The organism is Pseudomonas sp. MN1F (assembly GCF_009391885.1).
GTDB lineage: Bacteria > Pseudomonadota > Gammaproteobacteria > Pseudomonadales > Pseudomonadaceae > Aquipseudomonas.
This window is the reverse complement of sequence record NZ_VZII01000013.1, coordinates 88,116-97,307: the sequence shown is the minus strand read 5'-3', so window position 1 is coordinate 97,307 and position 9,192 is coordinate 88,116. Positions and strand designations below refer to the sequence as shown.

The following is a 9,192-nucleotide window of genomic DNA, read 5'->3' as shown; positions in this document are numbered from 1 at the left end:
TTGGTGGGGGTGGGGAATTTGCTGTGTGCCTGGGCAGTCGGGGTTGGGGGGTATGTGGCGTTTGCCTTGGCGAGCCTGGTGTTGGGGGCGGGGGCTGGGCTGCTTAATGGGGATACGCAGAAGAACATCATGGCGTGTGTGCCGCGGGAGCGGACGGGGATGGCTTCGGGGTTGAGTACGACTACGCGGTTTGGGGCGATTGTGTTGGCGATTGGGGGGCTTGGGGGCGTGTTGGCTGCACGTAGTGGGCAGTTGCTGCGAGAGGCCATGGCGGGGTTGGCGCCGGAGCAGATGGGCAGGGTGGGGGAGATGGCTACGCGGGTTGCTGCGGGTGATTTGCAGGCCGCTTTGGCATTGCTGCCACCGGGCCTGCGCGAAGCGGCGGCACCGCTGGCGCGGGAGGCGTTCATGGGTGGGTTCGAGGCGTTGTTGCAGGTTGCCGGTGTGAGCGCGTTGGTGCTGGCGGTGGTGGTCGGCGTATTGCTGAGTCGCCCGTTTCTGCAACAGCAGAGCGGCGTTACGCGAAACACAGTGGCTGAAAACTTTACACGTGGTAGGGGGTAATAGGGCGTGTCGAGGCTTGTGGTATGCCTGATGATCCGGAATCCGCTGTGTTTGTTTACCTGTGAGAATGCACAGCTTGGACAGGCTGGTGGCCTTTTGCTTAGGGTATTGGCAGACAGTCGATCAATCAGGAGTGGCCTGCCATGAAGAACATTTTTGCCGTTGTCGGTTTTATCGTGATCGCTACCAAGGGTTACGAGCTGTACCGCGAGTACAGCGAAATGAAGCGTGAAAAGGAGGCTCGAGAGGCGGCAGCCGGATCAGTGTGACAGTCATGGCAAAAAGCTATCTTCCCGGATAGGCTGGGAGCGGCTTAGCGCCCGCCGATCACACAAGGAAACGGATCTTGGCTACACAAACCATCGAGCAGTTCTTCACCGGGAAGACCCTGGAAATTCCCGCCTACCAGCGCGACTACGCCTGGACGACCAGCAACATCGATGACCTGTTCGAGGATATCGAAGAGGCCATGGAACTGGATGGAGGCCATTACCTGGGTACTTTCATCCTCTCTCAGACGGGCAAGACGGCACCGGTCAAGGTTGTAGATGGCCAGCAGCGCCTGACGACGCTGACTCTGCTGATCGAAGCGCTGGTCGATGCGGTGGAGGAACCGGCGATCAAGGAGCATTACCGGGGCACCTACATCAAACACCCGGTGCACGGCCTGAAATTCACGGTACTCGGCGTCAACCAAGCGTTCTTCTCCGCGCTGCTCAACGATCAGCATCCACAACCGGAGTCCGATGGGCAGCAGCGTCTGCTGGCAGCCCATCAATGGGTTCGTCAGCGGGTGGCTACTATCAAGACCCGTGACGGGCAAGAGGCCATCAAGAACTGGCTGCTGGCGATCAGCCGCCTCGAGGTGCTGGATTTCACCGAGGTCAACGAAGGCAAGGCCATCCGCATGTTCCAGTCGGTGAATGACCGTGGCGTGCCGCTGGCCAAGATGGACATCGCCAAGAGCTTGTTGATCTATTACTCCAACCGTTTCCTGGATGGCCAGTTGGATGCCCTGGTCTCCGATCGTTTTGGCGAGGCGTTCCGCTGCTTCAGCCGCTTGAAGAAGCTGGCAGGAGAGACGGGTTACCAGATTCGCGTGATAAATCGCGACCCTTTCCGTGAAGACGATGTGCTGCGTTATCACTATTTCGCCTTTGATGGCGAGAAGCATGACGTGCAAGCGGGTGCGGATCATGGTGCGACTTCGGAGACGGTTCTGGAGTCGTTCCTCAAGCCTGCGCTCAAAGGCATGCGCAACGACCCTGAGCGCCTGGCGGCTTTCATCGAAGATTACGTATGCGACCTGGAACGGTTCTTCAAAGGCCTGCTGGCCCTGGCTGAAGCTACCCGCAGCAATCGTGAACTGTACTTGCTGCTGGTGGTGCAGGACCTGGCCGCGACCCTCTACCCGCTATTGGTCCGCTTGCACAATGACCAGATGCTTGATGTTCGCGTGCCGGAGCATCTGGATTACACCTTGCTGCAACTGGTCGAACTGGCGGACTTGCGTGTGTTCAAGTTACAGGGCACCAACCCGCAGGCGGACATGGCTGCGTTGATGCGCGAGTTCGCTGGGTTGAGCCCTCAGCAGATTGCCGGTCGCCTCGTGAGCTTCTGCCAGCGGTTCATGCCCAGTGCCCGTTTTGAGGCCAAGTTGGCCAATGACGACATGTTCCGAAACCCGGGCCTGCCGCGCATTCTTCTTGAGGCCGAAGGTGCGGCGAGGCGTGCGGTGGGCCTGCCTGATCTGGATATCGCCGACCTGGTCCAGATCAATACCGAGGGGCTGACGATCGAACATATCCTGCCTCAGGAAACCACGTTCGGTGTGCGTATGTATGGCTTCCACAGTACGGAGTCGTACTACGAGCATCTCCACCTGATCGGGAACCTGGCACCGTTGGAGAAGCGGATCAACAGTGCGTGCAGCAATTGCTCTGCGGAAAAGAAGATGAGCGAACCCAAGCTCTACAGGAGTTCGCAGTTCAATTTGATCAAGGCATTGGCCGCCGGTGGCGCCAACGTTAGCCCCGCATACTCGAAGAACGCCGTAGTGGAGCGGAGCCAGGCGCTGGCCAGTTTCGCGGTGAAGCGTTGGCCGCTGGCGCCGGCTGACTTGGCCGAGGTGTAAACCGCTTACGACTGACGAGCACGAACCGCCGCTCCGACTTTCGGCCCTGGCCATTTTGGCCCAGGGACGGGCGGCGGCCTGGCTGCTCAATGGATCACTTGCCTGCTCTGGGATTTATGGCAGCTGAATTATGGAGGGGGAAGGACCATGCCAATTCGTCCAATGCCCTATAGGTTTGAGTGTTCAAAATGTAGCTGGAGCAAGACGGTTGCGCCCGCCAGCGATGCCTTGTTACCGGGGCAGTGGTACGAACGCTGCCCACGTTGTGGCGGTGCTGTCTGCAGAAAAGTGTTGAGCGGGCCGATACAGCAAATACTCGCCAGATGGTGGGTGTCGATGCGACCGAAGTGAACTTGACAGTCGTAGTGGCAAAATGCAACTTTCCGGGCGAATTGGATCCGGCCGAGGACGATTAGGGAACGATATGAGTAAGGCTCAAGATTTCTCCAAGCTTTACGCTCGGGTAGCGAGCGACATTGCCACTGCTCTGGACGATGTCTCCAGGCTGGATGTCAGCAATGACAAAGGGAATGCCCACCTCGCAAGCGTCAAGGAAAAACTCGGTGAAATGAAGTCGCGTTTTGACGGCGAAATTACCTACCTTGAGAAACACGCCGAATGGGACAACTTCACCATTGCCTTTTTCGGTGAAACCAACGCTGGCAAGAGCACCATCATCGAGAGCCTGCGCATCCTTTTCGAAGAAAAGAAACGCCAAGCCTTGATTGCGCGTAATCAGGCGACCGCCAGCGATATCCAGGCGGTCTTCTCAAGCAAAAGCGACGAGCTTATCGAAGAACTCAGCACCCGCTATGTCAACTTCTGTGAAGACATTGCCACGCTGGGCGACGACATCGGCGCGCTGGTGAACCAGACCCAGCGTGATCTGCAAAGCACGCGTCAGCAGCTTGAACACACCCAGCAGGATTACGCTTACTGCAAAGAGCGCCTGAGCGTTGCGACAAACGATCTGGACAGTACCCGACAGACGCTGCAGGGCACTGAAACGCGGCTGGCGGATAGCCAGAGAGCGCTGGCCCAGAGCCAGGGCGAACTGCAGCAGGTTGGCCTGCAGCTGCAGGGTGTGCGCAGTGACTTCCAGCGAAGCCAGCAGCAACTTACGGAGCAAGGGGCTCAGTTGCAGACCGCTCAAACTCAATTGAGCGAATGCCTGCGCCAGAGCGAAGCGGCCCGCATTTCGCTGGAGCAGCAGGCAAAACTGAAACTAGTGATTGGATTGGTAGGGGGTGTGGTGATTGGTGTCATCGCTGGCGCCGTGGGCTACGCGCAGTTGCTGTGAGCCCGGGCATCGATGGCTCTGTAGTTTTCTTCCTACCGTAGAATCCGGACACCACTCATGCGCGAACAACATTCCTTGAGCGAGTTGGTCAGTGACAGGCTGCCAACCCTGCTGAAACAACAGCAACAACTCGAACGCCTGCAGCGCAGTGCCGGCCAGGTCGATGGCGAAATCGTCGGCACCGGCCAGGCAGACTTCACCCAGGACAACGTCATCTATCAGTTCAGCCACCAGGGCAAGGGCTTTCAACTGATCGACGTGCCGGGCATCGAGGGTAACGAGTCGAAGTATGAAGCGATGGTTCAAGCTGCCATCGCCAAGGCCCATCTGGTGTTCTATGTGAACGGCACTAACAAGAAACCCGAGAGCAAGACCGCCGAGAAGATCAAGCATTACCTCAACCGTGATGCCAAGGTTTACGCGATCTGCAACCTGCGCGGCAAAGCTGACTCCTACGAGTTCGACCACGACCGTGAAGCGCTGGAGCGTACCCATAAAGATGCCGTCGAGACCCGCGAGCAAACACGCGAAGTGCTTGAAGGCATTCTCGGTGCCGAACTGGTCAGCGGTTGCCAAAGCCTGCAAGGCTTGCTCGGTTTTACAGGGGTGGCGTTCGACGAGCGTGGCCTGAGCAGTATTCATCCGAGCCGTACCGATCTGATCAAATCGCAACGTGCCTACAAGCAGGATTTCGTCAGCCAGCAGGCAATGCGCAACTTCAGCCAGCTGGATCAGTTGCACAAGGTCATTGGCGATGGCTGCGCCAACTTTGAAGTCGACATTGTTGAAAGCAACAAGCGCAAAGTGGTGCGTTTGCTGCGGGACACCGTGAACGATTTGCAGAAGCAGCGAGACGAGCATCAAGAGTTCTCCGACAAGATGGGCGCGGAGATCGAGGATTGCCAGAGGGTCATTCGCAAGAGCTTCGAGGACCTGAAGAGCAGTTTCAGCAGCAAGCGCAGCAACGCGCTGAATAGATTTTTCACTGAGTTGAATTCGGCAGCGCGCGATGCTGTGCAAGCGCATTTCAGTGACAAGGACGATGTAGAGCGAGCGATCAACCAACTCGTCGAAGAGGGGCAAGAGAAGCTCGCGCAAGAGCTTGAAACGGCTCAGGAAGCATTGGTCGAGGGCATTTCGCAAGCGATAGAACGTGCGCTCAAACGCTTGCAGGAAAACGCAGCGCGCGTGAATTTCCAGCAACGCTTGAGTCAGGCAGCCAGTAATTCGTTGTCGCTTTCCAGCGCGATGGATGCCATCAGCTTCAATTTTTCAGACGTCGGCGGGTTGCTGCTGAGCATCGGTGGATATGCATCGAGCGGCTTTGTGCTCGGCTCGATCATACCGGGCGTGGGCAACATTGTCGGCGCAGTCATTGGCGGTGTTGTCGGCCTCTTGGCCGCTGGTCTGAGCTACGTCTTTGGCGGGCGCAACAAGAAGATCCTTGAAGCTCAAGGCAAAGTCAGCGATGCGATCAAGAAACAGCACACAGCCAGCAAGGAAACGTTTGATCAAGATACTCAAACCATGGTGAAGAACATCAAGGACCAGCTTGAGAAAACCACCCTCGCCCAGTTGGGAGACGAGCAGCGGAAAATGGCCGATATCACAACCTTGTTCGACAAAAAGATTGCCTCTATCCAGACACTGAAAAACCAAGTGGAAGCCAAACCCCATGGAACAATTTAAGCAGTTCAATGCCAGTAAGACCGAGGTCATCAAGTCGCTCGACAACCTCCAGAAACTGGTGGGTGCGCTTGAAGAACTGGGGCTGGATGTTTCCCAAGACATCGACAAGATCAGGAAAGCCATTGGCGATGTACAGTCGGATGCGCTGCGCATCGCCCTGCTGGGCGCTTTCTCCGACGGCAAAACCAGCGTAGTGGCCGGCTGGCTGGGCCAGGTCATGAAAGACATGAAAATCGACACCAACGAGTCCTCGGACGCGCTGGCGATTTACCGCCCGGATAACCTTCAGGACCGTTGCGAAATCGTCGATACCCCTGGCTTGTTCGGTGACAAGGAAAAGGCTGAAGAGAGCGGCGCACTGGTGCAGTACGGTGATATCACCAAGAACTACATTTCCGAAGCACACCTGATCTTCTATGTGGTCGACGCCACCAACCCGCTCAAGGAAAGCCACCAGGACATCGTGCGCTGGGTGCTGCGCGATCTGAACAAACTGAGCTCCACCATCTTCGTCATCAACAAGATGGACGAAGTGGCCGACCTGCGCGATTCCGAAGAGTTCGAGCAGCAGAGCACCATCAAGAAGAACAACCTGCTGGATAAACTGCAGCGTTTTGTAGATCTCACGGCTGCCGAGCGTGAAGCGATCAACGTGGTATGTGTTGCCTCCAATCCGAACAGCCGTGGCCTGGAGTTCTGGCTTGCGCAAAAGGACCTGTATGACCAACGTTCGCGGATCAGCGAACTGAAACAGGTCACTCAGCAGGTGCTTGACGGCAGCGGCCGTGAAACCCTGATCAGAAAGACCGGCATCGATGTCGTGCGCGATGTGCTGGGTAAAAAAATTACCTCAGCGAAGGATGAGTTGATCAAGTTCGAGCTGCTGGCCAATAACCAGCGTCAGGACTCGAAACGCATTCAGGAGGACATCGACGAGGGGAAGAGGAGTGTTTTGGCCACTGTGGACAACCTCTACAAGGAGCTGAACAACCTCGAAGCCGATCTGCTGAACAGCATTCGCACGTTGCCCCGTGATCAGGTGCGCGCTTTCCTCGAGACGGAAATCGGCTTCTCCAAGGATGACATCGGCGAAAAACTGCGTTTTCGCATCGATCACTTGTTCCGCACAGCATTCAACCAATCTTCAAGCATCATGAGCGGCATCAGCGCGAAGATCGAGCATCAGCTGGACAGCTCTTCGAATTTCGCCGACAGCATCACCGCTTCGGCGCTGACTGCATCGAGCCGCGCACTGACCGCGGTGTCGAAGATCCCGGTCGAAAGCATCAAGAGCGGTGTGTTCCTGGCTCGTGAAACCCTGAAAAACCTCACCGGTTATGTCTACAAATTCAAGCCCTGGGAGGCGACCAAACTGGCCACTAACATCGGCCGCTGGGCCGGGCCGATCGGTGCAGGTATCCAGGTGCTGACCGATGTCATCAGCGTAGTCCAGCAACAGCGGGCCGAAACCGAGCTGAAGCAGTTGCAGGATGATCTGGCCGAAATGGTCAAAGCCCATTTCGAAGAGCCGAGGAAGTTGCTTCAGGATCATGACAAAGTCATTGAAGTCTTTGCCCCGCAGATCATTGCGTTCGAGAAAATCCTGGCCGAGCAGCAAGCCAGTCTCGAGACCCTGAGCAAGCGCCAGGCACAATTGGCAGAGCTTGAGACACACTTGAGCCAGGCGTTCGGCTCGCAGTCTGTGATCGAAGGCGAGTATCGAGTGGTCTGATCCGCCAGACCTGGTCAGCCACAGGGCTGGCCAGGTTTTTTCAAGGCGTCAGAGCAACCCTTCGTTATCGAGCTTGAAGCGGGCGTAGAAGAGAATCGCAACAGCCGGAATCAACGCCGAGTAACCCGGTTTTACCGCGCTCTTCAAATTGGTTACAGCAGCCTTGATGCGCTGGGTCGGAATCAGTTCAGCGAACGTCGAGAGTGCCGATGCGGAAATCAGCGTCAATTCTTTGCTGGCTCTTGCAGGGGCAGTAGTGCGGTAATCGGGTTTAGGCGCTTCAGACGTCGAAAAGTACGAGGTCATGGTAAGGCTTGTCGCCAACGCATCGACCTGCTCGAAATAACCTTTCTCGGTCATGGCATCCATCTGCGCCACGATGTCCGTTCTTGCCCCGAGCACATGACCCTCGCCGAATGAAGACCGGAAGCACTTGCTGATGAGCAGCGCCTCCATTTCAATCACCTGTGCACAGTCGTGCAGCTCACTTACCAGATCGTAATGCTCAGCCAGCATCAGCAGGATCTGCACGTACTTCAGACCACGTCCACGTGCCAGGTTGACCAGGCAGTGACCGCCCAGCAGTTGGAACTCCTTGGTCAGCAGGTACACCGAGTTCTCGATTTCAAGGCTCGCCCAGCTGCTGCTGCGCACGTGCTTGACGACCTGGTCACGGATCCTGCCACTGGTCAGTTCGAGCAGGTCGTAGAGCAGGTGATCGGCGAAGACAGGGTCGGGGGTCTTGACCGTTGGCAGAGGCTGGTTCAACGCGGGTATCCCGCCTTGGTAGCCATGGAAGCCTGATTTTCGCAATACCTGTTCCAGTTGCGGCCAATAGTCGGTATGGCCGAAGCCAGACATTGGTACATCCACGCAGTTTTCGACTTCATGCCGACCCGCACTGCTTTCCCCCAGATTGAACAGCAATATGTTGTCATCGCTGGAGCGGGCGTTGTAGAGCTTGCCTTTGAGGCGCTTGCCGATGGCGAGCGCATCCGCCCCTGACAGTTCGGTGGCGGCCGCCATCAACAACACGTCGCCAATCTCCAGCTTGCCGTCGGAGGGTTTTTTCATCCAGTCGAGCAGGGCACTTACTACCACCCGACCGCCCAGCGAATGGCCGACCAGATTTACCCGCGATATATAGGGGTGGTGCTGGAAAAGATAGCGCTCCAGTTGTTGGAGCAAGGTCTTGCCCATTTCCGTGGCACGGTTGCGGCTGGTGTTGAAGTGAATCGCCCGATCAGCCACTGCGGCGGCGGCGCCGGCGAGCACATTGAGCCGGGTAATCGCTGACACGCCACCGCTGGACATGTTGTCGAACTGGCTCCAATGCCCTGACGGCCAGAAGGCGAAGATATTGATGCAGTTGTGCAGGGAGGACGGAATGCACTTGCGCAACGCACAACGGTCTTCCATGTCGTGGCCGGCGGAGTAGCCGTGAATGAAGACGTTGGCAACTTCACCGGAGCGCTGGGGGAGGGTATGGAACTTGAATTTTTGGTTCACGACGGGAGGTTCGAGGCTGGGCGGGAACCGGATGATGGCAGTTGGCCTTTTTCTTGTAAACCAAGGGCTGGTTGCTGGTTTTCGAATCTGAGTGAGCTGTTTGCAGAAACCTAGTCGGCGTTTGTAGAAGTACGCGGTAAGCAGTTGTGGTGCTCGGAGGTAGTAGGGGGCAGAGCAGCTTCGGTGACATATGCCTAGTTCGAAGCCGTTGTTCCGTTCTGGGAGGCGGCTCCGAACTTCTTGTCCATCGCACTGCGTTGGACA

General features: G+C 56.9%; 6 protein-coding genes and 1 pseudogene. 6 read left to right on the top strand and 1 reads right to left on the bottom strand.

Going from position 1 to position 9,192, the window contains the following annotated elements; all coding sequences use genetic code 11:
- From F6X59_RS08950 to F6X59_RS08930, 6 genes and pseudogenes are all read left to right on the top strand, one after another.
- Window positions 1–564: pseudogene (locus F6X59_RS08950) on the top strand (MFS transporter); the annotation flags it as partial.
- Window positions 565–707: 143 nt separating this feature from the next.
- A complete protein-coding gene (locus F6X59_RS28625) occupies window positions 708–833 on the top strand; it encodes a hypothetical protein (protein ID WP_256669161.1) in 126 nt (41 codons plus the stop codon).
- A gap of 77 nt (window positions 834–910) precedes the next feature.
- Window positions 911–2,698, top strand: a complete 1,788-nt coding sequence (locus F6X59_RS08945) for a DUF262 domain-containing protein (RefSeq protein ID WP_152955922.1) — start codon at window positions 911–913, stop codon at window positions 2,696–2,698.
- Between the two features lie 424 nt (window positions 2,699–3,122).
- On the top strand, window positions 3,123–3,998 hold the full coding sequence (locus F6X59_RS08940) for a hypothetical protein (protein ID WP_152955921.1): 876 nt from the start codon (window positions 3,123–3,125) through the stop codon (window positions 3,996–3,998).
- Window positions 3,999–4,055: 57 nt separating this feature from the next.
- A complete protein-coding gene (locus F6X59_RS08935; protein ID WP_152955920.1) occupies window positions 4,056–5,687 on the top strand; it encodes a dynamin family protein in 1,632 nt (543 codons plus the stop codon).
- Complete coding sequence (locus F6X59_RS08930) at window positions 5,674–7,419, top strand: LeoA/HP0731 family dynamin-like GTPase (protein ID WP_152955919.1); 1,746 nt, start codon at window positions 5,674–5,676, stop codon at window positions 7,417–7,419. Before F6X59_RS08935 ends, F6X59_RS08930 begins: the two co-directional genes overlap by 14 nt.
- 48 nt (window positions 7,420–7,467) lie before the next feature.
- On the opposite strand, the gene F6X59_RS08925 is transcribed toward F6X59_RS08930, so the two are convergent.
- A complete protein-coding gene (locus tag F6X59_RS08925) occupies window positions 7,468–8,928 on the bottom strand; it encodes a DUF726 domain-containing protein (RefSeq protein WP_372240338.1) in 1,461 nt (486 codons plus the stop codon).
- Window positions 8,929–9,192: the final 264 nt, after the last annotated feature.

What these genes read in the sequence shown, in the direction of transcription:
- F6X59_RS08930 (WP_152955919.1), top strand. Translation starts at nt 5,674, where the DNA reads ATGGAACAATTTAAGCAGTTCAATGCCAGTAAGACCGAGGTCATCAAG.
- F6X59_RS08940 (WP_152955921.1), top strand. Translation starts at nt 3,123, where the DNA reads ATGAGTAAGGCTCAAGATTTCTCCAAGCTTTACGCTCGGGTAGCGAGC.
- F6X59_RS08935 (WP_152955920.1), top strand. Translation starts at nt 4,056, where the DNA reads ATGCGCGAACAACATTCCTTGAGCGAGTTGGTCAGTGACAGGCTGCCA.
- F6X59_RS28625 (WP_256669161.1), top strand. Translation starts at nt 708, where the DNA reads ATGAAGAACATTTTTGCCGTTGTCGGTTTTATCGTGATCGCTACCAAG.